The organism is Membranihabitans marinus, assembly GCF_019802045.1.
Taxonomy (GTDB): Bacteria; Bacteroidota; Bacteroidia; order Chitinophagales; family Saprospiraceae; genus Membranihabitans; species Membranihabitans marinus_A.
Window position 1 is genome coordinate 68,302 of record NZ_JAHVHU010000005.1, and the last position, 24,900, is coordinate 93,201.

21 protein-coding genes are annotated in these 24,900 nt (G+C 43.5%); 4 read left to right on the forward strand and 17 right to left on the reverse strand.

Annotated features, from left to right (window positions below; genetic code table 11):
- Position 1: 1 nt before the first annotated feature.
- Positions 2 to 1,519 carry a flotillin family protein gene (locus tag KUV50_RS04755; protein WP_222578955.1) on the forward strand — a complete coding sequence of 506 codons (1,518 nt, stop codon included), beginning with the start codon at positions 2 to 4 and terminating at the stop codon, positions 1,517 to 1,519.
- A gap of 192 nt (positions 1,520 to 1,711) precedes the next feature.
- Here the strand turns inward: KUV50_RS04755 and KUV50_RS04760 are convergent, their stop codons facing one another.
- The 3 genes from KUV50_RS04760 to KUV50_RS04770 form a co-directional block, all read right to left on the reverse strand.
- Positions 1,712 to 2,539: a cell envelope integrity protein TolA gene (locus KUV50_RS04760; RefSeq protein WP_222578956.1), complete on the reverse strand. Its 828-nt coding sequence runs from the start codon at positions 2,537 to 2,539 to the stop codon at positions 1,712 to 1,714.
- A gap of 108 nt (positions 2,540 to 2,647) precedes the next feature.
- On the reverse strand, positions 2,648 to 3,049 hold the full coding sequence (locus tag KUV50_RS04765; RefSeq protein ID WP_222578957.1) for an ExbD/TolR family protein: 402 nt from the start codon (positions 3,047 to 3,049) through the stop codon (positions 2,648 to 2,650).
- 3 nt (positions 3,050 to 3,052) lie between these two features.
- Complete coding sequence (locus tag KUV50_RS04770; RefSeq protein WP_222578958.1) at positions 3,053 to 3,760, reverse strand: MotA/TolQ/ExbB proton channel family protein; 708 nt, start codon at positions 3,758 to 3,760, stop codon at positions 3,053 to 3,055.
- A 236-nt stretch (positions 3,761 to 3,996) separates the two neighbouring features.
- Here KUV50_RS04770 and KUV50_RS04775 point away from each other — a divergent pair, with 236 nt between their 5' ends.
- The 3 genes from KUV50_RS04775 (at position 3,997) to KUV50_RS04785 (ending at position 8,739) form a co-directional block, all read left to right on the forward strand.
- Positions 3,997 to 6,384: a 3-hydroxyacyl-CoA dehydrogenase/enoyl-CoA hydratase family protein gene (locus KUV50_RS04775; RefSeq protein WP_222578959.1), complete on the forward strand. Its 2,388-nt coding sequence runs from the start codon at positions 3,997 to 3,999 to the stop codon at positions 6,382 to 6,384.
- 29 nt (positions 6,385 to 6,413) lie between these two features.
- Positions 6,414 to 7,583 carry a thiolase family protein gene (locus KUV50_RS04780; protein WP_222578960.1) on the forward strand — a complete coding sequence of 390 codons (1,170 nt, stop codon included), beginning with the start codon at positions 6,414 to 6,416 and terminating at the stop codon, positions 7,581 to 7,583.
- A 247-nt stretch (positions 7,584 to 7,830) separates the two neighbouring features.
- Positions 7,831 to 8,739 carry an alpha/beta hydrolase gene (locus KUV50_RS04785; RefSeq protein ID WP_222578961.1) on the forward strand — a complete coding sequence of 303 codons (909 nt, stop codon included), beginning with the start codon at positions 7,831 to 7,833 and terminating at the stop codon, positions 8,737 to 8,739.
- Positions 8,740 to 8,896: 157 nt separating this feature from the next.
- On the opposite strand, the gene KUV50_RS04790 is transcribed toward KUV50_RS04785, so the two are convergent.
- From KUV50_RS04790 to KUV50_RS04855, 14 genes are all read right to left on the reverse strand, one after another.
- Positions 8,897 to 9,277 (reverse strand): plastocyanin/azurin family copper-binding protein, encoded by a 381-nt coding sequence (locus KUV50_RS04790; protein WP_222578962.1) that lies wholly within the window; start codon positions 9,275 to 9,277, stop codon positions 8,897 to 8,899.
- A gap of 8 nt (positions 9,278 to 9,285) precedes the next feature.
- On the reverse strand, positions 9,286 to 9,834 hold the full coding sequence (locus KUV50_RS04795) for a DUF4142 domain-containing protein (RefSeq protein ID WP_222578963.1): 549 nt from the start codon (positions 9,832 to 9,834) through the stop codon (positions 9,286 to 9,288).
- Positions 9,835 to 10,547: 713 nt separating this feature from the next.
- Positions 10,548 to 10,868, reverse strand: a complete 321-nt coding sequence (locus KUV50_RS04800; RefSeq protein ID WP_222578964.1) for a hypothetical protein — start codon at positions 10,866 to 10,868, stop codon at positions 10,548 to 10,550.
- Positions 10,869 to 11,003: 135 nt separating this feature from the next.
- Positions 11,004 to 11,201 (reverse strand): hypothetical protein, encoded by a 198-nt coding sequence (locus tag KUV50_RS04805; protein WP_222578965.1) that lies wholly within the window; start codon positions 11,199 to 11,201, stop codon positions 11,004 to 11,006.
- A 573-nt stretch (positions 11,202 to 11,774) separates the two neighbouring features.
- Positions 11,775 to 13,139 carry a TrpB-like pyridoxal phosphate-dependent enzyme gene (locus KUV50_RS04810; RefSeq protein ID WP_222578966.1) on the reverse strand — a complete coding sequence of 455 codons (1,365 nt, stop codon included), beginning with the start codon at positions 13,137 to 13,139 and terminating at the stop codon, positions 11,775 to 11,777.
- Between the two features lie 253 nt (positions 13,140 to 13,392).
- Complete coding sequence (locus KUV50_RS04815) at positions 13,393 to 14,034, reverse strand: Crp/Fnr family transcriptional regulator (RefSeq protein WP_222578967.1); 642 nt, start codon at positions 14,032 to 14,034, stop codon at positions 13,393 to 13,395.
- A 157-nt stretch (positions 14,035 to 14,191) separates the two neighbouring features.
- Positions 14,192 to 15,733: a Do family serine endopeptidase gene (locus tag KUV50_RS04820; RefSeq protein WP_222578968.1), complete on the reverse strand. Its 1,542-nt coding sequence runs from the start codon at positions 15,731 to 15,733 to the stop codon at positions 14,192 to 14,194.
- A gap of 212 nt (positions 15,734 to 15,945) precedes the next feature.
- Positions 15,946 to 16,572, reverse strand: a complete 627-nt coding sequence (gene pdxH, locus KUV50_RS04825; protein ID WP_222578969.1) for a pyridoxamine 5'-phosphate oxidase — start codon at positions 16,570 to 16,572, stop codon at positions 15,946 to 15,948.
- Positions 16,573 to 16,836: 264 nt separating this feature from the next.
- Positions 16,837 to 20,256, reverse strand: coding sequence for an efflux RND transporter permease subunit (locus tag KUV50_RS04830; protein ID WP_222578970.1), 3,420 nt, complete (start codon positions 20,254 to 20,256; stop codon positions 16,837 to 16,839).
- A complete protein-coding gene (locus tag KUV50_RS04835; RefSeq protein ID WP_222578971.1) occupies positions 20,249 to 21,472 on the reverse strand; it encodes an efflux RND transporter periplasmic adaptor subunit in 1,224 nt (407 codons plus the stop codon). Before KUV50_RS04835 ends, KUV50_RS04830 begins: the two co-directional genes overlap by 8 nt.
- Complete coding sequence (locus KUV50_RS04840) at positions 21,469 to 22,815, reverse strand: TolC family protein (RefSeq protein WP_222578972.1); 1,347 nt, start codon at positions 22,813 to 22,815, stop codon at positions 21,469 to 21,471. The genes KUV50_RS04835 and KUV50_RS04840 overlap by 4 nt, the downstream gene beginning before the upstream one ends.
- A 232-nt stretch (positions 22,816 to 23,047) precedes the next feature.
- A complete protein-coding gene (locus KUV50_RS04845; RefSeq protein WP_222578973.1) occupies positions 23,048 to 23,584 on the reverse strand; it encodes a GNAT family N-acetyltransferase in 537 nt (178 codons plus the stop codon).
- Positions 23,581 to 23,961, reverse strand: coding sequence for a diacylglycerol kinase family protein (locus KUV50_RS04850; protein WP_222578974.1), 381 nt, complete (start codon positions 23,959 to 23,961; stop codon positions 23,581 to 23,583). Before KUV50_RS04850 ends, KUV50_RS04845 begins: the two co-directional genes overlap by 4 nt.
- Complete coding sequence (locus KUV50_RS04855) at positions 23,930 to 24,706, reverse strand: endonuclease/exonuclease/phosphatase family protein (RefSeq protein WP_222578975.1); 777 nt, start codon at positions 24,704 to 24,706, stop codon at positions 23,930 to 23,932. Before KUV50_RS04855 ends, KUV50_RS04850 begins: the two co-directional genes overlap by 32 nt.
- Between the last annotated feature and the right edge of the window lie 194 nt (positions 24,707 to 24,900).

The following is a 24,900-nucleotide window of genomic DNA, read 5'->3' on the forward strand; positions in this document are numbered from 1 at the left end:
AATGGGCTTAGACACATCTTTAATATTAATCGCAGGGCTGATCGGTTTGGCCATATTACTGATCTTATTGTTCATCACGCGTTACAAGCGATGTCCTTCAGATAAAATTCTTGTCATTTACGGAAAAACAGGCAGCGGATCAGCCCGAACCTTAGCGGGTGGAGCTGCTTTCGTGTGGCCGGTCATTCAGGATTATGCCTATCTGGATTTATCACCGATTTCCATTGATGTAGATTTGCGCAATGCATTGAGTCGACAGAATATCCGGATCAATGTGCCCTCTCGCTTTACCGTCGCCATTTCCAATCAGGAAGGGACCATGGTCAACGCAGCAGAACGTCTGCTGGGGAAATCCACCAATGAGATTCGGGATATCTGTAAAGACATTATTTTCGGACAACTGCGGGTGGTCGTTGCCACCATGGACATTGAGGAGATCAATGCAGACCGCGACAAATTCCTCTCCAATGTGGCTTCTAACGTAGGCAGTGAACTGAAGAAAATCGGATTGACATTGATTAACGTAAATGTCACCGACATCGAAGATGAATCAGGTTATATTGAAGCACTGGGTAAAGAAGCTGCTGCTCATGCGGTGAACGAAGCCAAAGTCCGGGTTGCGGAAAAAGAAAGGGAAGGATCCGTTGGTGAATCGTTAGCCTATAAGGAGCGACGCATCAAGGTAGCGAGTTATGAAGCAGAAGCTGTTTCGGGGGAAGCCGATGCCAAGAAAACCTCCCGTGTACGAATCGCTGATGCGGATGCCGAAGCCATTGAAGGTGAAAATGAGGCAAAAATTAAAGTAGCCATGTCCAATTCCATACGACGGGAAAAAGAAGCCGAAGCCCTGAGCCGGGCAACTGCATCCGAAAAAATTCAGGCAGCAAAAGCCCTGGAAGAATCATATCAAGCGGAAAAAGAAGCGGAAATGGCGCGGGCAGCCCGGGAAAAAGCGCGCCAGGAAGCCGACGAAATCGTCAATGCAGAAATTGAGAAACGGAAAATTGCTATTGCTGCAGAAGCCGAAGCAGAGAAAAAGCGTTTAATCGCCAAGGGAGAAGCCGATGCGATTTATATGAAAAAAGAAGCTGAAGCACGCGGTATGCTAGAGATTCTGAGCAAGCAATCCGAAGGGTTCGATAAGATCGTGAAAGCAACGAATGGGAACACTCAGGATGCCGTTTTGATGCTTATAGCAGACAAACTGGAAGAACTGGTCAAAATGCAGGTGGAAGCGATCAAGAACATTAAAATCGATAAAGTCACGGTATGGGAGGGCGGCTCAGACGGCAATGGCGAAGCAACCAAAAGTTCGACCGCCAATTTCATTAGCAATCTATACCGGTCTGTTCCACCGATGCATGATGTATTTGACATGGCGGGAATGAACCTGCCGCAGTACCTGGGATCAAAGGCACCCGAACAAAACCACCATGAGGATGCTTCCGTGGATGATTCCGCGGAAGATGTTCCATCGGGTGTCGTCAATACAAAAAGAAACGGAAAGGAGAAAATGTAGTCGAAACATCGAGCACTTGGGGCTCGGGAAAGAATAGATAGCAGCTCTTGGGTAACCCGGGAAGCATGAGCTCCAGCTCATGGGGAGCTCAGGAAGCATAAGCTCCAGCTCTAGGGTATAAATCCATCTTTAAGGAGCTGAAGCTCCTTCCACCCGGGGACTCCAGATCTTGGGAACTCCCGGAGGAGATTATTACTTCACCTTAAAGTCAAATGTAATCGTCCCGCACTGTCTGCTTACGGTACTTTCAGAGAACCGATATTGCTTCGCAAACTTCAATGCCGTCGTTACCAGGTCCGAATCTCCTGTGGTACTTCCTCTTTGCGTGAAATCAGCACTGATCACTTTTCCAGTATCACCAACGCATACCCGGACTACCACCCGGCCCGTTTTCTGAGATCTTTCAACCACCTGGGGTTTGTATTGAATTTTTCGTCCACCCAGGCCGCCCCCCACAGAACCACTTCCGGTGGATAGGCCTTCCAGGTTATCAGAATTGGGATCGCCGAGTGGATCTCCCTGATTACCTTCGGTATCGGTCTCTCCTTTCCCGCCACCAAATAAGTCGCCAAATTGTTTTTTGGCTTCATCGTATTCTGCCTTTTTCTTCGCTTCTGCTTCCTGCCGGCGCTGTTCTTCCAGTTTTTCTTGACGTTCCTTCTCCGCTTTTTTACGCGCTTCCTCCTCTTCTTTTTTCTTAAGTGCAATCGCATTCGGATCTTCCTGGGTCACCACTTCATCTTCCACGGCTTGTTCTTCTACAGGTTCGGGTTCGGCAGGTTCTGGAATCTCCTCCACAGGCTGTGGTGGAACCTCCTCTTCCTGCTGTGTATCCGGTTGATCGTCACCCCGTCCCATATCAGGCATACCAAAACTCACTAGAATTCCTTCTTCGCCGGGCGGGGGCACCTGGAAAGACATAAATGGCACGAGTAATAAGATAATCAATACGATATTAACAATCACACTGACCCTTCGTGCTTTTTTCCGATCCTTTGGATGTGTTTCAAATTCTGTCATGACTTTTTAAGATTTATAAGGAGCGACGCAGCCGATCACCGTTTCCACATGGACCCCATAAGGACTGTAGCATGCCTGGAATTCCTTTTATGCCTTCACTAAAATGTCTTAGCGGGCCGGATCTGTCGCAATAATCGCCTGAGCACCCAATCGATTCGCCAAATCCATCACCTGCACGGTATAACTAAGCTGGCTGGTCTTATCGGCCGCAATGACGACCGTCGGTTTTTTCTCAGCTCCTTTCTGGAATTCAACACGTAATTGCTGTTCAATGTTCCCAAGACTCATTTCTTTTCCATTGAGGTAATAGCTTCCATTGTTTTTTATAGATATGGTAAATGACTGGGGAGCCACGGTTTTGGAACTACTACTGGGTAAAGTAAGCCGCAATGCATTGGGGCTCACCAACGTTGAAGTCAGCATGAAAAATATCAGCAGCAAAAAGATAATGTCTGTCAAGGACGACATACTAAATTCTGCGCTGACCTTACTTCTTTTTTTAAGTGCCATAAATTAAGGAGTATTAACGGGTTCCTGCAATAAATCCATAAATTCAACCGAAGTACGCTCCATTTTATAGACTACTTTTTCCACACTGGAAACCAATAAGTTGTACGCTATAAATGCAAAAATGCCCACAAACAAGCCAAATGCGGTCGTAATCAATGCCTGATAAATTCCGCCAGCCAATACGTCGGGTGTTACATTCTCAGCGGTGGCCATTTGGTAAAACGCCAAAATCATACCGGTTACCGTCCCAAAAAATCCGATCATGGGAGCTGCTCCGGCGATAGATGCCAACGTACTTAGGTTTTTTTCCAAGCGAAAAAGTTCAAGGTTGCCCACATTTTCGATCGAGGCATTGACATCGGTCAATGGTTTGCCGATTCTCATCAACCCCTTTTCGATCATATGCGCAGCTGGTGAATCGTTACTTTGGCAAAGTGCTTTGGCGCCCATAATATTCCCCGCCTGAACACTGGCCCGAATGTTGTTCATGAAATTATCATCAATCTTTCCGGCTCGTTGAATCGCAGAATACCGCTCGACAAATAAATAAACAGCAACGACGAACATGGCGATTAATATCAGCACAATAACGATCCCAATCCATCCACTTTTGGTAATGAGTTCAAATAAACTTTCCCGTTCAATGGTTGTTTGTTCTTCAAGATTTACTGCTTGATCCTGAAGCAATGCAATGAAATTTAGTAGATTCATAAAACTTATACTGGTTTGAAGTAATTCCCAAATTTACGGATAATAATATATTATCAATAATTATAATACGTAATATTTAAAAAAAATTCAGGAGGTAAATTTTAAGATAGAATGATAAATAATTTGAATTTATTATCTTATCACCCTAAAATAATGACTTCCGATCAAATAAATATTTCTTAATTTGATTACTACGATGAATTTTTTAACTTTGAGTCAAATTCAAAAACGATATTATGCGACGTATAAATAAAGTAGCTGTCCTGGGATCCGGTATAATGGGATCAGGAATCGCATGCCATCTTGCCAATGCCGGGTTTTCCGTGCTTATGATGGACATGCTTCCTAAAAACCTGACTGAAGATCAGTCAAAAAATTCTCAAGCTCGCAATGCCGTGGCCGCGAAAGCGCTGAAGCAGGCAATGAAATCTAAACCCGCTCCCCTGTTCACTGCTGATATGGCGGATCGGATCACCATCGGCAACTTTGAAGATGATCTGGAAAAAATTAAGGATTACGATTGGATCATAGAAGTCATCGTAGAACGGCTCGACATCAAACAATCATTATTTGAAAAGGTCGACCAATACCGGGCGAAAGGCAGCGTCGTATCGTCGAACACCTCCGGAATACCCATCCATATGATGGCCCAGGGCCGCTCTGAAGACTTTAAGAAACACTTTCTGGGGACCCACTTCTTCAATCCACCACGGTATTTGAGGCTGTTGGAAATCATACCTACAGCGGATACCGATGAAGCTGTCGTCGAATTCTTTATGGAGTTTGGTCAAACCAATCTTGGAAAAGAAACCGTGCGGTGTAAAGACACTCCAGCCTTTATCGGAAACCGGATCGGAGTCTCATCCATGGCCAAGGTTTTTGAATTAACCCGAGAATTGGGACTGCGCTTGCATGAAGTAGATAAATTGACCGGTCCGGCGATCGGTCGTCCTAAAACGGGCACTTTTCGGCTCGGAGATCTGGTCGGTCTCGACACAGCAGTCAAGGTCATGAAAGGTCTTCAGGAGCGATGTCCGGACGATCAGGAAATCCAAAAAATGGAGATCCCTGAATTTTTGAATTATTTGGTTGAAAACGAATACCTGGGAAATAAATCCGGACAAGGTTTTTATCTCAAAACCGACGAAAAGGACGACAAAGGAAGATCTGTCATTCTGGAACTCAATCTCGAATCCCTAGAATACGAAAAAGCACCTTCATCGGATATACAAAGTCTGAAAACTTCGAAACAAATCGAAGATGTTCCCCGACGACTACAAGCCCTATGGAAGATGGATGACAAAGGGGCGGAACTTATCCGCCGATCATTGGCTTTTACCTTTTTATATTCAGCTAACCAGATCCCTGAAATATCAGAAAACATTTACAGCATCGATCAAGCCCTAAAAGCTGGTTTTGCCTGGAACTACGGTCCATTCGAATACGCCGATATTATTGGCGTCGATAAAATGATCGAGATCGGACAACAGATGGGCATGGACGTACCTGAATGGATAACAGCCTACCAAAATTCCGACGCAGACAAATTCTATAAGATTCAGGAGAATACACCTCACTATTATGACTTAAAGGATCAGGATTATAAAAAAATACCGGGCACTGGTGATCAGATCAAAATGGCCTGGTTCAAATCAAAAGAGCCTGTTTTCTCCAATGATGAGTTGGTATTACATGATATCGGAGAAGGAGTACTGGGTCTGGAATTCACCAGTAAATCCAATACCATTGGTGAAGGCATCCTACGCGGTATCGGAGAATCGATTGATCTTGCTGAATCAGGAGACTGGAAAGGCTTGGTCATTGCGAATGACGCTAAAAACTTTACAGTAGGAGCCAATCTAATGTTGATCGGTTCTTTGGCCTTCCAACAGGAATTTGATGAACTTCATATGGCTGTAAAATTATTTCAGGACACAAGCATGCGCATTCGCACCAGCAAAATTCCCGTTGTGGCAGCTACTCAGGGTTATGTATTCGGGGGTGGTTGTGAGTTCGTCATGCACACCGACAGTACAATCGCCTCTGCTGAATCCTACATCGGATTAGTGGAAGTAGGAGTCGGTCTTCTCCCCGGGGGAGGTGGCAGTAAGGAGTTTGCTGTCCGGGCAGCGGATGAATATGCAGGTTCTCTGGTACCCAATAACATCCTTATGGATTGGTTCAAAGTGGTAGCAATGGGTGAAGTTTCCACCTCCGCGCACGAAGCTATAAGATATGGATACCTCAATAAAAAAGACAAAATCGTCATGCAACAGGACGATCGCATTACTTTGGCCAGACATCAGGTGCTCGATTTGGCCGATGGCTATGTAGCGCCCACGGTTCGCAATGACATTAAAGTATTGGGAAGATCTGGACTAGGTACACTGGAATTAGGAATCAACGAACTCCGTTTGGGACGATATGCCAGCGAGCACGATGCCAAGATAGCCAGTAAAATCGCTCATGTATTGTGTGGTGGAGACTTGAGTGCGCCGCAAGAAGTCAGCGAAACCTACTTGCTCGATCTGGAACGTGAGGCATTCCTCAGTCTGTGTACAGAGCAAAAAACACTGGAACGAATACAGCATATGCTGGAAACCGGAAAACCACTTCGCAACTAATTTACTCATTAATCCAATAACTAAAAATAATGGAAGCATACATCATAAAGTGTTATCGTACAGCAGTAGGCAAAGCGCCACGCGGGGTTTTTCGATTTACCCGTCCAGAAGATCTGGCCGTCGCCGTCATTAATCGCATCATGGATGAAGTTCCCGGACTGGAAGCCAGCGAAGTAGATGATGTATTGGTCGGCTGTGCCAACCCCATGGGCGAACAGGGACTGCAGATCGGACGCCGAATTAGCCTGGAAGCTTTGGGTGAAAAAGTTCCTGGAGTGACCGTGAACCGGTATTGTGGATCGGGTCTCGAAACTATTGCTATGGCGACCGCCAAAATTCGCTCAGGAATGGGGCATGTATTTATAGCTGGCGGTGCAGAAAGCATGAGTCTGATTCCTATGACCGGCTTAAAAATGGCCCCGAAGTACGATGTTGTAAAAAACACACCAGACCATCTGGTCTCTATGGGGTTAACAGCCGAAGCGGTAGCTCGTAAATACGACATTTCACGTGAAGACCAGGATGCGTTTGCCCTGCGTTCACATCAAAATGCCGCTCACGCTATCGATAAAGGCTATTTCGAATCTCAGATTGTGCCTTTTGAAGTCCATCAGGTCTATGTAGAAGAGGGTGAACGCAAAGAACGGAATTATACCGTCGATACTGACGAAGGAATACGTCGCGACACCTCCCTGGAGGCATTGGCTAAGCTTCGTCCTGTATTTACCAGAGGGGGCAGTGTGACGGCAGGAAATACCTCTCAGACGTCGGATGGCGCGTCTTTCACCTTAGTCGTTAGTGAGGAAGTTGTCAAGCGGTTAAACCTCACCCCCATGGCCCGATTAATCAGTTGCGCATCAGCTGGAGTAGATCCCTTATATATGGGAATCGGACCGATCGCTGCTGTACCTAAAGCACTAGATCAGGCCAATATGAGCCTCGACCAGATCGATTTGATCGAACTAAATGAAGCATTTGCCACCCAAAGCCTGGCGGTAACCCGGGAACTGGGCTTTGATTTGGACAAGCTCAACGTCAACGGCGGAGCCATTGCCCTGGGTCATCCATTGGGTTGTACCGGTGCGAAATTGTCCACGCAGATCATTCATGAACTTCATCGACGGAACGGAAAGTATGGATTAGTTACCGCGTGCATCGGGGGTGGTCAGGGTATTGCCGGAGTATTTGAGAAGATGTAGCGTACCTTATCTGAACGACAAATAATAATAGATATCATGTATCGATGAAAAAGCACGTGCAGCTACAAGTCAGATGCAGATCTAAATCTTGTTCTGTAGATAATCAACCATCAACAGACCAAATCTCATTGGCTCGTCCGGATCAGTCTGATTGAGAAACAATTTAATTAAAACCCCAGATTTTAGTTCAAATGATGTCAGGCTGGTATCCTTTTAATCATTACGACAACTCATTCTAAACCTTCCTATGTCCCTCCGTCTCCGACTTTTCCTTTGGTTATTGCATCGAAATCCAGAATCCATGGCCGCCACCGAGCTCAGCGAGTATCGACGACAGGTTAATGAAAGTTGGCGTAAAAACCGGTGGTGGATTGATGGCCGCTTGGTTCAACTTCCGATGGTGAAAAATCACTACATCGAAAATCGTCAGGGTGAACCCATTCAGGTACGACAGTATAAATCCAAGAATTCCAACGGAAAGGTTTTATTTTATCTTCACGGCGGTGGCTGGGTAGGACGAAATATCGACACCTATGATAATTTTTGCCGACGCATCAGTCGACATACTAAAATGACGGTCTACTCCATTGGATATCGGCTATCACCAGAAGTAAAATTTCCGGGCGCTCTGGAAGATGGTATCGATGCAATTCGTCATTTTATCAATAATCACAACCTCGATGTTAATCGACTGCATTTGTGCGGTGACAGCGCCGGAGGGAATATGGCTATCGGAATCACTTATCTCCTCCGCCAGGAAGTATCATTTCAAAAACTACTCCTGCTTTACCCGCCTGTATCCACACTGTTCAATCAACCTTCTATGGAGACTTATGGGAAAGGACACATCATAGAAAAAGAGGATATCACCTGGATGCGTGACCAGTATTTGGGTCCGGACACTAAATCAAACAACCCGCTGGTCTCTCCTCTTTACTATCAGGATTTTAGTTTTCTTCCGACTACGATGGTATCTGTCGGTGGAAAAGATCCGCTTTATGATCAGGTGGTCGAATTTACAAAGAAGGTGCAATCCGATGGTCAACCAATTGAATTCCATCAGTATCCTGATCTGCCACACGGATTTTATCTATTGCACAATTTATCCCGGTCAGTTCGAAGAGCGTATCAGGATGTGTATAAGTTTTACAGGTGAATATCCTTCGACAAAGAGGTTCAGCTTTTTAAATGGATACACTCATGGAGCGCTCATGCACAATTACCAGAATAAAAAACCCGATCCAGCAGCTGTTCTACCGGGTCGGGTACATTCAGAATACTGAGAATTCATCCTTATGATGACTCCATCCTATTCATTTTTTCAACACGATATTTCCTTTCATTGTGGGATGAATACTGCAAAAATAATCCAGCTCCTTTTCAATGACTTTCTTAAATGTTTGTCCGGTAGATAAAGTACCGGAAGTCCACTCTTGATTTATAAAATCGGTGACATCATGCGGGACAACATCTTCATTTACCCACACCACCGTTTCACCTTTCTCAACAGTTATCTTCGCCGGAGAAAACGCCATATTTTTTATAGTTATCGTGGTCATTTCCTTCTCCACTTCATCCTGCTTTTTATCTGGCGCCATCCCTTGATCCAAATTATCATCACCAGCAGAACAAGCCATACAAAAGGCAATCATCAAAATCAATGAAAAAACCCGGTTTAAGCGTAAATTTTTCATAATTGTGTTTATTTAAAATTCGCCTGGGTTTCTTTGGCCATTTTCAGATGATGTTCGAGCACAGGGGCAACTTGTACCAGCAACGCTTTCAACTCTTCATTCTGGGTTTGTGGTATCAAAATGTCTTTTACTGCAGCAATGACCGCTTCGTGATAAGCCACCTCATTATCGATATAAGCTTTATCAAATTTTTTCCTCTTGAGTCCTTCCAGTTTTTTGGTGGTTTCTTCTTCACCCTGTGTCAATTGCTGTGTCAAGGGATTATCTTCGGGGGTCACGCCCAATTTTTTAGCGAGATCCATTGCCTGGTCAATGACACCAGAATGATCACGGATCATCGTTTCTGCAAATTTTTTCACCTCGGCACGCTTAGACTTTTTCAATGCAAGTTTTCCGTAATTCACATCAACTTGATTGGCAGTCACAGCAGCCGAAGCGATCTGTGCGTCATTCAATCTTAATGGTGTATCATTTTGGGATTGACCGTCAGTTACCAATAAAGCAATCAGAGCTACAGCTCCGATAACCCATCTGGTGCGCATAATGAATGTTTTCATGATTAAAATTTTTGATTTAATGAATTTGTTATGTCCATTAGATCAAAAACAGCGGGAGAGGTTACAAAAAAAGAGGTATCACTGAAAAATTGCTTCAAGAACTGGCATACCCGGGGGAAGGAGCTCTGTCTGGGAGGAAGGACCCCTGCTCCTTTCATTTCTACCTGGACTGGGTGCGCCTCCTGGGAGGAAGAAGACCCTACTCCTTTCTTTTTGCCGCGAGCTGGTGCTCACGGTTCCCAAGAAGCTCTTGCACCTTCCTCATCAAAGTGCAAAACATAAAAAACCCGTTTCGAGAACAAACCGAAACGGGTACATTCAGAATACTGAGAATCCATTACTATTCCTCTATTCATACTTTTTCAAAACAATTTTTCCTTTCATCGTAGGATGGATATTGCAAAAATAATCTATATTATCCTAATGTCACTTTACAAAAACAATTCTCAGAAGAGATTTATTGTCAAATGAAAAGTTGACAACCTCATTGCATTTGCCATCACTTACATAGCCAAATTGACCGATGTTTTCGAATGAAAAATAATTTCCGATGGCTCTGCCCCGCAATTCAAACACCATTTTGTCCTCGGCCCAGCTGGAAGCCGGCACATTCTTGATCTGGACCTTGAGGCATTTGTCGGATTGCTCCGCCAGGAGAAGCTTCTTGTTTTTTAAATCAAGCTTGAATTTATAATTTTCATCGTCGTCCCATCCTATACCGGATATTCCGTAAATACCATCATCGGACCTTCGAGCTCCGTCCCATAAATGCCTTTACTGGTCTCGATTTTCCTTTGTACAGGTATTTTACGGTAGAATTGAAATCCTCGACGAGGAAGGAAAAACTGTATTGTGGTTTTTGAACCTGAAGTTTTTAGTTTGGAAGATATATCCGTCACCTCCGTATTGGTATGAAGTATCGATATAGATGCGCCTTCTTCCTGCAGTTTTTTCAGATTGGGGATGGTTTGCTTTTCCCGACCATAGAAGAGCAATTCCGGCTTCTTCCCCGGGTTGTATTTGGACGCATACACTATTGTGGGTCGCTCTGAAGATCACCAGTTGATCTCCATCTACGAATACCTCATAATTAAGGTGTACCGCATACCTTTTAGCTGCCAGTCCGGGCAGCGTATTCTCATATTCCCGGAGCGTATCGGATTCCGTCTCTATTTTGAAAACATTGGCGTTTCCGATTCCTTTTCCCGATTCTTCGAAAACAGGTTCCCCACTAATATATCCTTGTAAACTTTGCCTTCCAGATAGTTGCGAAGGAAATCCACATACATCGCCTGAACCCTTTTACCAGCACCCGTTTTAAAAGTTGCCACCGGATCTTTGGCTTTTCCTGCTATGGCTTCGTACACTTCCACGATTTTTTCATCCCCGTACGTTTTACTGATGTATTGTATAAGGGGGAGGATTGGGGCCTATTGGGTCATCCTTGTCACAGGAAATAAAAAGTAGTGTAGTCAATAAAGAAAAAACAAAAAAGTAAATTCCGAATCTTTTCATGGCTGGTAAATTTTGGGTCCTAAAGTGTTTTGGTCATTTTTATGCATTTCACTGTTCAAAACTATTGAGTACAGTGAAGTGCATCGAAAAATGACAAAAAGCACTATAATCTTAACTATATTAGACACAAAATAAGTAAGAGGAACGTGTATACAAATGTAAAATCCTCTCTTAACAACCAACAGCACTATTTTTTTACTAAAGGATAAGTACCTGAAAATTGTACTAAGAAATTTTCTAATATTTGAATCAGTTGGGAATGTGTATGGAACATATGGTTAGCCGAGCTTACCACTTATCAGCGGCAGAAGCTCTGCTCCGTTTATCTTGTCAGAGCTGGAGCCCCCCGGGAGAACGGAGCTCCAGCTCCGTTATTGTCAGAGCTGGAGCCCTGACTTCCCGGAAGTGCTCCCGGCTCCCAGGTCCTACTCCACCATAGGAGTAGCCAGCTTATCCAATGAGGCGTCAATTTCGCTTTGTGTTAATTCATGATCTTCGATCTTCCCGGCAAAATAGTCTTCAAAAGCTTTCATGTCGAAGTTTCCGTGTCCGCATAGATTAAAGAGGATACTTTTGGTTTGGCCTTCTTCTTTTGCTTTATTCGCTTCGCGGATGACTGAAGCGATTCCATGCGAAGCTTCCGGCGCAGGAATAATCCCTTCGGTTCGGGCAAACAAGACGCCCGCTTCAAACACCTCTTTATTCATCAAAGCTTCTGCTTCGATCAAATCATTGTGAAGCAGTTGACTGACAATAGCACCGGCACCATGATACCGTAATCCTCCGGCATGAATAGGAGCCGGAACAAAATCATGCCCCAAGGTATACATCGGAATCAGCGGAGTCATTCCTACTGCATCTCCAAAATCATAACGGAACTGTCCGCGCGTTAATTTTGGACATGAAGCGGGTTCACTTGCTACGAATCGAATTTGATGTCCTTCTTCCATATTCAACCGAAGAAAGGGGAATGTCAACCCGGCAAAATTGGATCCGCCCCCAAAAGGTGCAATCACTACATCCGGCATTCCTCCGGCCATTTCCATCTGTTTGATGGCTTCCTGACCTATAATCGTCTGGTGAGTCAGCACATGATTCAGTACACTTCCCAGGGCATATTTGGTGTGCGGATCTTTTGCTGCTTGTTCCACTGCTTCTGAGATTGCAATTCCCAACGATCCGGGTGAATCCGGATCTTCAGCCAATATATTGCGCCCTGCTTCCGTGTTGTTCGATGGTGAAGGAAATACTTTAGCGCCCCAGGTATTCATCATCGTTTTTCGATAGGGCTTGTGGTCAAACGATATACGGACCATATATACCTCACAGTCGATATCAAACAACTGACAAGCAAAGCTCAGAGCACTCCCCCACTGTCCTGCACCGGTTTCCGTAGTAATTCTTTTTACGCCCGCCTGCTTGTTGTAATATGCTTGAGGAATGGCTGTATTTGGTTTATGAGAACCGGCAGGGCTTACGCCTTCATATTTATAATAAATTTTGGCAGGTGTATCCAGTGCTTTCTCGAGATTATGGGCCCGAAAAAGTGGTGTCGGACGCCATATGGAATACATATCACGGACTTCATCTGGAATTGGAATCCATTTTTCCTGGCTCACCTCCTGGCGGATAAGTTCTTCGGGAAAAAGGGGTTCGAGCATTTCCGGACCGATGGGTTCACCAGTTCCTGGATGTAGCGGTGGTCGCGGCTTCTCGTCCATATCTGCTACAATGTTGTACCAGTGTGTAGGAATATCTTTTTCGCTGAGAATAAATTTTCGTTGTTGCATAGTTTGATGATTTTTATGAAGTCACAGCGAATATAAAAATAAATTTGATTAGGGGTTGACATTTAGAACTTGAACAAAAAAAAGAACAAAATTTTCAAAGCCCCACATCAAATCCTGATACGGAAAATTCAGGTCTGCCGAATAATCCCCCACAGCAGATTCTAGTCGGGTGGTGTTGGTGAACACAGGTTAAGATATGGTGGATTAATAACAAAGCAAAGGACCGTGCCTCCTTCATAGACCGCCGTCCGCGTCAGGAGGACGGTTGAAATATCTCAATTCGATTGCGTGAAAGCTTCACCTTACCTTGTTTCTCCAGATTTTTGAGTAATCTGGAGATCACTTCGCGTGAGGTATTAAGATCTTCAGCAATTTCACTGTGTGTTACCTCGATGGCATGGTCATCTAGTACTTCATGGTGTCCCACGAGGTACGACCACAACCGTTCATCCATCCGATTAAAAGCCAGGTCATCCACAGAATTAATCAATTCTTCAAAACGTGCTTGGTAAGCCTGCATCACAAAGCCTTTCCAAGATGGATATTTTGAAAACCATTCTTCCAGCTTTTCTATCGGAAAAACAATCATTTCCGCATCTTCTTCGATTAGCGCCGACACCATGCTTCGCTGTGCGGTCATACAACAAGTCAGACTCATGGCACAGGTTTCACCTGGCGTAAGATAATATAGAAACAATTGATTCCCTTCTCCATCATGACGCATGATTTTGATTAATCCGGTAATCAGCAACGGGAAAAATCTTAAGTATTCCCCATCACGGATCATGGCTTCTCCCTTCTTTTTTTCAATGTATTGCCCGGTTTCGACCATCTCCTCTAGAAGTTCATCTTCGAACTGGTATGAAAATTTGGCTTTTATCAGCTTTTTAATCATCGTTGAATTTCTTGAATCACAATTAATCGAAAATACAAAAAATGGCGAAAACAAATTGTTTTGCTTTCGCCATCTAAAAACTCGGTAACTTATTACTGACTTTCGGTCCTTCTAACCAAGAGACCCACAGTTCCCTCGTTCAGAAAAGAATATTTTTTTACATACCAAATGCTTCATAAATCTTTTCTCCGGGCCGTGCAGGATAAATTCCTTCAATCAAAACACCCGAATCTTTTCTGGATTTCAATATCTCTGCCAATTGCTTAACAGAGGAAACGGGTTGGTCATTAATTTTAGTAATAATAAAGCCTTCTTCAATATTTGTGTGTGTCATTAAAATTCCACGTCCGAGCTTGGTCACTTTGACTCCGTACTCCAGATTCAGCTCCTCTTTTTCTTCACTGGTCAAACTCTCCAATGAGGCTCCTAACTGCCGCTCTACATCAGATCGGCTGACGGAGGCCATTTCTGGACGGGTATCATGCAAGCTTTTTAGGGTAACGGTCGTATTCACAGTCTTTCCGTTCCTATTGATCGTCATATCAATTTTTTCGCCCGGTCGCTTACTGGCTATTTTTTCTTGCAATACCGGCATGCTGGTTACTCTTTCATTATCCATTCTTACAATGACATCTCCGGACATAATCCCGGCATCCGCTGCCGAAGAGTTGGCAATAACGGAGTCTACATATACACCTTGGCTTACATCTAGATTTTTTTCTTCAGCTAAATGTTGATTCACCTCAGCGATGGTTACACCCAATATAGCTCTTCGGACTTCTCCGTATTCCAAAAGATCTTCCACTACTTTATTTACCAGATTGGAAGGTATTGCAAAACCATAGCCCGCGTAATAACCTGTAGGACTGGCAATGGCTGCATTGATTCCGATCAAATCTCCATTCATATTTACCAGTGCGCCTCCACTATTTCCTTTGTTGATCGCTGCATCTGTTTGAATAAAACTCTCCACTGCGTAGGGATTCTCATTTCGGTCAAAAATGTTTATATTTCGTCCGGTCGCACTCACGATTCCAGCCGTAACAGTACTACCAAAAGACAACGGATTTCCAATCGCCAAAACCCATTCTCCGATTTGTACATCATCAGAATTAACCATCTTGACATGTGGTAAGTCCTGCTCATCAATTTTGATTAATGCCAGATCAGAGGTCGGGTCTGTCCCGATTATTTCTGCTTGATATGTGGCTTGATTATTCATAACCACTTCCACTTTGGAGGCGTTTTCCACCACGTGATTATTTGTTACGATATACCCATTGGAATTAATTATTACGCCTGATCCCTTTCCTCGTGCTACAGGAGCATCCCGCTGTCGAGGGTTTTGCGGACTTCTTCTTTGCCGGGGAAACATATCCCTAAAAAAGTCATCATTAAAAAAATCCTGAAAAGGATCACGCAATTCCCGTTGCTGCGAACGGCCCGCTGAACGGCTGGATATTTCTACATTTATCTGTACTACCGCCGGAGCCACCTTTTTTGCTGTCTGCGTAAAATCCAGGGGAACGGCATTGCCTTCCGCATCCATTGTATATAGTACATTATTTACCGGCGCATCAAGCTCTCTTTGAAAGGTCACAGGTACCTTCTTATCTGTCGTAAAATAATGATATCCACCAATGGTTAATACAGTAACCAACAAGGCCACTACAGCCGAAATTATTATGTTCTTTTTCATCACGATATGATTTATTTGTTATTACAAAATCTTTGTAGCCTGAAGACGGATCCCGGAACAGACTTTCCATGAACAAGTCTTTAATACTATTAACGATTTATCTAATAAAATAATGAATATATATCGTATATGTTTGTTAATGAACTTTTAAACTTGCTATTCTTCGACCAACAGAAAAATTTCATCTATAAAACACAGACCCAAACCGTGGTTTAAGGAGCTATCCGATATCGGTCATAGTTCCCTCCTCTGCTTTTCTCATAGACAATCCGATCGTGAAACCGACTCTCCCGACCATTCCAAAATTCAAAATAATCCGGCGTGAGCTGGTAGCCGCCCCAGTTAACCGGACGTTCCACATAAGTAATTTGTTCTATTTTTGAACGCTTCTCCTGCAATTGCTCCAGGGTGATTTTTTCACTTTGAGGGGATATGGCAGCACTTATCTGACTTCCGATCGGCCGGGAGTGAAAGTAAGCATCGGACCGCTCTGAAGACACCCGGGAAACATGCCCCTCGATCCGGACCTGCCGGTCCATACCAGGCCAGTAGAACAGCAATGCAGCATAAGGATTCACGGTCAACTGTCGCCCTTTTCGGCTGGTATAATTCGTATAAAATAGAAAACCATCCGGACTAACTCCCTTTAACAAGACTATCCGGACTGATGGCCGTCCCCGTTCATCTGCAGTGGCTAAGGACATGGCATTCGTCTCAAGGCCGAAAAGCTTATAAGCTTCATCAAACCACTGTTGAAAAACTACCAACGGATCGTTATCCATACTTTCGACCTCCAATGCTTCGTGAATGTATTCTCGTCGTATTTTACTGTAGTCCATTGTAGAGAATGTATTAGGTGTTAGGTGTTAATTTCGAAGATCCAAAAGATCTATTGATTTTATAGCATTATCGGGATTGATTATTGCCTAGTATATGTTGATGAATTTCCTACATGGATAAACTTACAAAACTTATTAAGTTTTTCAATCCCAATTTATTCTATAATTTTTCTTGATTTAGTAGGTCCAAATATTTTGGGTTTCATCGGATATCCTTTATAAATAGTCTTTTATTGACGCCCGTATACTTAACCGCAAACCGTCCTAACTTTTTATCCGTGCCATTATTCTGTACGCTAACCAATACATAGCAGGTACTACCACCAGAGTCAGGAAAGTCGCAAATACCAACCCATAAATTACTGTCCAGGCCATGGGGCCCCATATCGCGGTATTGTCACCTCCGATATATATGTTGGCATCCAACCTTGCAACAAAAGAGAAAAAATCAATATTTAATCCGATGGCCAATGGAATAAGCCCCAGTATAGTTGTGATGGCCGTTAACAATACTGGTCGCAGCCTGGTTTCTCCCCCCTCGATAATCATTGCTTTGACGACGGTCTTGTCCATCTCCCACATGGAACTTTGGCCGAGTTCTTCCCGTTTTCTTTGAACCAACAGATTGATATAATCGACCAGGACAATCGCGTTATTGACAACGATTCCAGCCAGTGATATAATCCCCACGCCGGTAAAAATCACAGAGATATCCCTCCCTGTAATAGAGTAGCCCAGAAAAACCCCAATGGTACTGAACACCACGGATAGAATTATTATAAAAGGAGATATAATGGAGTTAAACTGGCTAACCAGAATGATAAAAATCATAAAAATTGAAATCAAAAAAGCGTTCTCCAAAAATGCCATATCCTTGGCCTGTTGCTCTTGTTCTCCGGTAAACTCATAGTTCACGCCCTCGGGAAAATCAAAGTTTTCGAGAGATTCCTGAATTTCTGCCACGACTTCATTTGCATTGTATCCGGCCAGAAGGTTAGAATACACTGTAATCACCCGCTCCATGTCTTTTCTTTTGATCGCACTATACGTAGACGTATACTCTATATCAGCTACGGCCGATATGGGCACCTGAACCAACTTCCCACTGGCTGGATCTCTAAAAGTTATTCGTTGATTCAAAATCGAACTTATATTATTCCGATAGGTACTATCCAGGCGGAGCTGAATGGGGTAGTCATCTTCCCCATCCTTGTATTTGGATACTTCTTTTCCATAAATACTCGTGCGAATGGCACCTGCTATCATGGAGGTAGATAATTCAAAACGCCGGGCGTTTTCCCGGTTAATGTGCACCAGCAATTCTGGTTTTCCTATTTGTACATCTGCTTTTAGTTCTTCAATGCCACCAATGTTTTGTGCATTGATATACTCGATAACATCTTCAGAGAGGATCGCTAATTCATCGATATTTTGACCCTGTAACTCAATATTTATAGGTTTTCCTGCTGGTGGCCCTGAAGCGTTCTGGTCTACAACAATCTGAACACCCGGAAGATTACTCAATTGGGAACGAATATCCTCCATAATGGTGGACGTTTTGACTCCGTCTCTTTCTTCAGTAGGCACGAAAGTTACAGTGATTCGTGCTTTATTAGGCGACGATCCGGGTTCAGGAGGCGAATTTGGATCGGATGTATTCTCACCGATTTGTGTCAAAACAGATTCCACGATATTTTCATAAGGTTCCAACACACCGTCTATCTGTCGTTCGATGGCTTTCACCGCTCTGTCTGTGGTCTTAATATCACGCCCCAACGGCAGTTCTACAAATACATTGATGTATAGCGGATCCGTACTGGGAAAAAATATAATTTTTGGCGAATTGAATGCTAGCAGTACAATGGAAAATATCAGCAAAGCAAACGTTCCCAGGAATACGACAACGGGCATACGCCGATTCAATGCCCGGGTCACAAACCAATTGTAGCCATGTTCTAACGCAGGCATAATTTGATCCTGGAAATAAAACGAAGAAGGACGAAGCACGAAAGTATTGAGAAGAGTAATAATGGCTCCAATACCCAATAGATTTCGAATCCATTCGACACCAATAAAATGAAATATCACCGCTACTATAATACATCCCGCGGCTAAGAACAAATTACTTCGTATTTTACGACGTCGCTTTTCAGCGGTATCCAGTCGTTCGTCGACTTTCATAAATCGTGACGTAAATACCGGATTAATGACCAGGGCTACCAGCAAAGAGGACGTCAACACCAAAATGAGTGTGATGGGTAAATACTTCATAAACTCTCCGAACAGACCTGGCCAGAACGCCAAAGGCACAAATGCGGCCAAGGTAGTAGCTGTACTCGCAATAATAGGAACGGCCACCTCACCGGCTCCGTATTTGGCTGCCTGGATCGGACTATACCCGCGTTGAAAATACCGGTAAACATTCTCTACGACGACAATCGCATTATCGACCAGCATACCCAGTGCCAGAATCAGGGAAAACAGCACCACCATATTGAGCGTCACGCCGGTCAGATAAAGCCAGAGGATTCCTGTCAGCATAGACAGTGGTATAGCAATGCCCACAAAACTGGCATTTCGCAAGCCCATGAAAAATAACAGCACCACAATTACCAGAATCATTCCTGAAATAATTGAATTCTCCAGGTTATTGATTAACCTTTTCGTATTGTCGGATTGATCATTAAAAATGCTCACCTTAAGATCTGCCGGAAAAACTTCATTTTCAGCTTTTTCCAAAATCGCCTTAACATTATCAGCGGCCTCGATCAGATTCTCTCCTTTTCGTTTAATAACATCCACAGACACGACCGGCAACCCATCCGAACGAGCAATACTTGTTCGTTCCTTGTACCCATAGGTTACTTTTGCAATATTTTTAAGATAAACCGGACGTTGGGATTCGCTTTTCACAATCACATTTCGAATCTGGTCCATGTTCTCAAACTGACCGATAATGCGGACTGCTCTGCGGAATCCCTCCGATTCAAGCTCGCCACCGGACATGGTGAGGTTTTCACTGGCAATAGCATTCTCTATATCCTGAAATGAAATCTTCAGAGATTCCATTTTAGACAGATCCACATCAATCTTTACTTCCCGTTCCAAAGCTCCTTTTATATCGGCTTCAGAGACCTGGGTAAGATTTTCAAATTCATCTTCCAGGTATTCTGCATACTCCTTTAACTCATCAATAGAAAATTCACCGGACAGATTCACAGACATAATGGGAATCTCCGACAAGTTTATCTCCACGACGCGGGGGTCTTCTTCCAAGTCGGTCGGCAATTCGCTTTTCGCTATATCCACAGCATCCTTGACTTTACGAACGGCTTCATCCATTTCTATACTCGCATCAAACTCCACCGTGACCACTGAAAAATCCTGGATCGAAATCGACGTCAGGTTCTCCAGTCCTACAATGGTATTGATTTCTTTCTCCAATGGTCGGGTAATCAGATTTTCAATATCTGCAGCTGAATTCCCAAAATATGGGGTATTGACGAATACAGTCGGAAAAGAGACCTCTGGAAATTGCTCCTTGGGCATGGAGTTATAAGACTGCAGACCAAACAAGAAAATCATGATGGTCAGCAGAAATATCGTCGTCGCGTTATCGACCGAAAAGCTGGTCAGCCCAAATTCCCGCAGCTTCCCTACTATTTTTTCACTGGTATTACTCATTCATTGGTTGATTTGGGTCTGATATCAAAACCGATTTCTCAATGATATCCAATGGAGCACCGGCACTGACGGTGCGTCCTCCGATTTCTATAACTTCATCACCCGGTACAATGCCTTCTGTAATAATGGCCCGAAGATCATTGGTTTCACCTTTGGTAATATAGGTCTTTTTGGCCTTCGGTTCACCACTGCTACGATCTACAATCAACAGATACTCTCTTCCATTGATCTCCTGCTGAATCAGGTTGATCGGTATGGTCACTACATTTTTGACCGTACTGGTATTTAATTGAATTTCTGTAAGCATATTGGGTTTTAGATTCTTGGTGAACCGACGGATCCCCACTTCGATTTCAAAGGTTCGGTTGGCCTTATCTATCTTGTTCCCAATCAGAGATATTCGCCCTGTGGTTTCTGCGTCCAGGGACGGAAATCTTACTGTGACTTCATCGCCGACCTGGACTTGTGACAGGTAGTTTTCGGGTACATCTGCAGTAGCTATGAGCTGTCGGATATCCAGTATAACGGCAATGGGTTCACCAGGTGCCACCAGCTCACCTTCCCGGATATTCACGGCATCCACCACGCCGGATATGGGTGCAAATATTTCACTCTTAGATTGCTCGTACTCGAGCGTTTCCAACGATCGCTCCAATCTTTCCATATCATTCTTCGCTTGCAGATATTGCATTTCAGAACCTATATTCTGATCCCATAAACGTTTCTGGCGCTGAAAAACCTCTTTGGCAAGTTCATAGCTCGTTTCCAACTCTGCTTTTTGTTTGGATAATTGCTCGAGATTGATCCGCCCCACTAATTCACCCTTTTCCACATAATCACCTTCTTCAATTTTAAGTTCTATCAATCTGCCTCCCGCTTCCGCATTGACATTTAGTGTTTCATCGGCTTCCAACAGCCCTTGGACTGTAATATACTTTTCAAAAACCGTATCAACTACCGGCAATATGGTCACACGCTGTGCTTTTTTCCGGTTCATCGCAGGGTCCAGTTCTTCCATTCTTGCCAGTATGGTATCGATCTCTCCTTGAATCACGGCTATTTCACTTTTCTTTTTGGACAAAAGTGATTTTAAGGAAGCAAGATCCATCTGCGCCAGCTTCTTCATTTCAGATTGGCTATCCGCACGGTTCTGACAAGAGGTAAATGCGAGGATGATAACAAAAGAGACTACATAAAATAGTGGATTGTGTTTCATATTTTTCCAAGTGCTTTTTCAAGATTTGATTTGGAGACCATAAAATCATATAATGCGTTGATGTATTTTGTTTGTGCCTGATAAAAGGAAGATTCCGCCTGATACATTTCCACGCTAGACCCTACTCCTTCCCGAAACTTTATCTGAGCTACCTCAAAAATATCTTCAGCCAGAATCATATTTTTTTCACTATTCAAAACGATATTGAGGTTGGTTATAAAATCCTGTCGTGCATTATCTACTTCCAGCTGAAAAGCTCTTTTACTACTTTCGATATCAAGTTCATGGTGTTTAAGCCGTATTTTGGCGCGATTGATTTTCATCGCCCGATCTCGTCCGTCAAAGATTGGTACCTGCAGGCTGGCTCCCACGATGGAAGAAGGAAACCATTTCCCATTGGCCAACTTATCAGCCTGAAGCTGCTGGTTGTAATTCGCAAATACCGAAAGCGTAGGAAAATATCCAAATCGCAGTTGTTTGATATCCATTTGTCGCAGCTCCTTACTCACAACGAGGGGCTTATATTCCGGCCGATTCCTAAAATCATACTCTTCCGACAACAAACTGACAGCCACCTGTTGATCCACAAAATCATCCAGTGTTTCAACCACCTGAATCGAGTCCTCCATCGGGAATCCCATCTGAAGTTTGAGTACATTCTTGGCAGCATAAATCAAGTTCCCCACATTGTCCAACTCCATTTGCAAGTTTGACAACGAATAATCCAGCCGTTTCACATCAAGCTCCTCCATAAAACCACTCTTATACATTTCTGTTGTTTCAAACAAAGTTTCTTCCAGGTTGGTCACGTTTTTGCTCAGAATTTCTTGGTTTCGCTTAGCAATGAGCACGGCCAGATAAGCTTTATTCACTGCATCACGAACATCCCGCTCTGCAACTCCCACTTGAGATGCGGCTAATTCACGAGCCAACCTGGATGCCTGAATCCCCACGAAGACACTTCCGTCAAATAAAAGGGCATTAAAAGAGACACCTGCGTTCAGTGAATTTTTAACCCCAAATTGCACTTCAAGATCCTCTTCTGGGTTGGGAGGAATTCCCTGTGATGGATCCCCCTCAAAAAAAGATCCTTTCGGTAATATTTGGGTCGGCAACTGAAGAAACCGCTGATATTCAACACTACCATTTAATTTGGGTATAGCTGCGGCTAATATTTCCTTGATTTGATACTCCGCGTCCTCAATATCTAGTTTTGATTTTTGGATCGCTATTTGATTAGCTTCTGCATATTCTAAAGCCTGTTGGAGCGTAAAAGGAGTCTGCGAAAACCCCTGGGAGATAAATGAAATAACAAACAAAAAACAAAATCCGGTCCATTTCATTATTTGGCGATTTAGGGACGCAAATATAATTAATTTGTATATCGAGTGATTCACACCTTACCAAGAATAATTATTCAATAATGTTCATCTTATCTCAAAATAAATCTGGTTGATCAAAGTCTCGCCAGTAGTCTGATTCTCTCTGACGAAAGCGGGCAAAGAAAGAAACACCTATAAAACATTAAAAAGATTTTCTACGAATCAATCATGATTATAGATTAAAGTAAAGGGCCTACTTCATAACCATGGGAATATGGGGAATTTGATCCTCAAGGTAAGAAGGTCCGCTTTGTCTGAACCCATGCCGGAAATAAAAATCATGCAGGGGTTGCTGAGCCGATACAAATGCCGGTTTATCAGGAAACAGTGTAGTAAAACAAGACAGCGCATAGGTCATCAGAACCTCACCCTGTCCTTTTCCTCGTACGGAGGGATGAAGTACCACCCTACCCAGAGCAGGAATATTGAACTGTGAGCGATTCGAAGCCACCCTGGACCGTAATGTTTTGATTTCTGAACTGGTAAAATATTGAATCTTATCCATGGGTACGACCTGGTCAGAGGGATGAACAATACGGGCATATGCAACCATGTGCCCCAGATGATCGTGACCAATTATATGGTGAGCCAGTCGGTCGCGCCCATCAGCATCCAGATACGGACACGCCTGTTCGACCACAAAGACCTGCTGTCTCAACCGTGAGATGGCATACCACTGACGCAAAGAAAGCTGATCAAATGCAGCGTGCGAAAAGTCAATTATTTTCATGACAACCTGTAGATTATATCCACAAAATAAGGCCAAAAAACAAGCACTCCAATCACCACTGATACAAAAGCACACCACAAAACCGAAGCTGCCGCCATATCCTTGATTAATTTGATCCGCGGATCAATATCAGGCTGTACAAAATCAGCAATCTTTTCAAAAACAGTATTCACCAGTTCTGCAGTTATTACCAAAGCTATGGCAAATAACAATACAATCCATTCTATGCGGGATACAGAAAAGAACCATGCCAACCCCAGCACCAGGACAGCCACCGTAAAGTGAAAAGCTGCGTGCGCTTCTGATCTAAAAAAAACCACCAAACCGGACCAGGCATGTCCCACACTATTCCTGCGTTGAAGTAAATATTTTTTCATAATTATTGATTTGATATTCACCCCGTATCCCTATCTTTTTATTTGCATACCCATCAATTTTTTTAAACTGCAGGCAATCCAGATATTCATTGTAATAAATGTGGTCAACCGGTGCATAAAACAACGATTTATCCGAATTGGCGAAAGAAGGGAAAAAAGATTTCCGACTGTCCTCGAGATTCGCCTGGTACCTAAACCGTACCATCTGATTGTCCCACGATACATAATTCAACGTGCCTACAAAAATAACTGGCTCATCAGCCTGCGCAATAAATTCAGCCAACTGTGAAAACACTAATTTACTATCTTCTTTGTATTGAGTCGTCAACGGAGGTAAACTGTACTGGGATATCAGCTGGACTGTGCGGCCATCCGGAATCTGCAGACGCAGCCGCAAAACCGGCATATTGTATATCAAAAAGGTGTCCTGTGCTAAAACGGGAAATGAAGTAAATACCGATTGTCCGTAATCATCGATTCTCAAAAATTCGGTCTGATTCGAATAAATCGTATCATAATGCCCGGTAATTTGGTCTTGGAACTGCGGTGTATATTCTTGAAAAACAAGAATATCCGGTGCAACCTGGTCGATAATTTTGAAATCTTCTTCCAGATTATCCTGAACCGATGATAAATTAAAATGAGCTATTGTAAATTTCGAATCTTCATTGAGCACAATCTGTGGAGCAGCCAATGAAATATTGGAAGCATTTTTCAAATAAAGACAAAGTGCCGCCGAACTCATCAGACATACAATTGCCAAGCGCCTGCACCGTAGCATCAAAAAACCTACACCGCACCCGAGCCAGAACAATAAAATTAATACCGTCTGATTTGAAATCCATCGTAAAAATTCAACCTCCGGCTGAAAAACACAGATTAACGTCACTCCGCTCACCACAGTTATAATAAAATATTGCAACCATGGCATTTGGCACC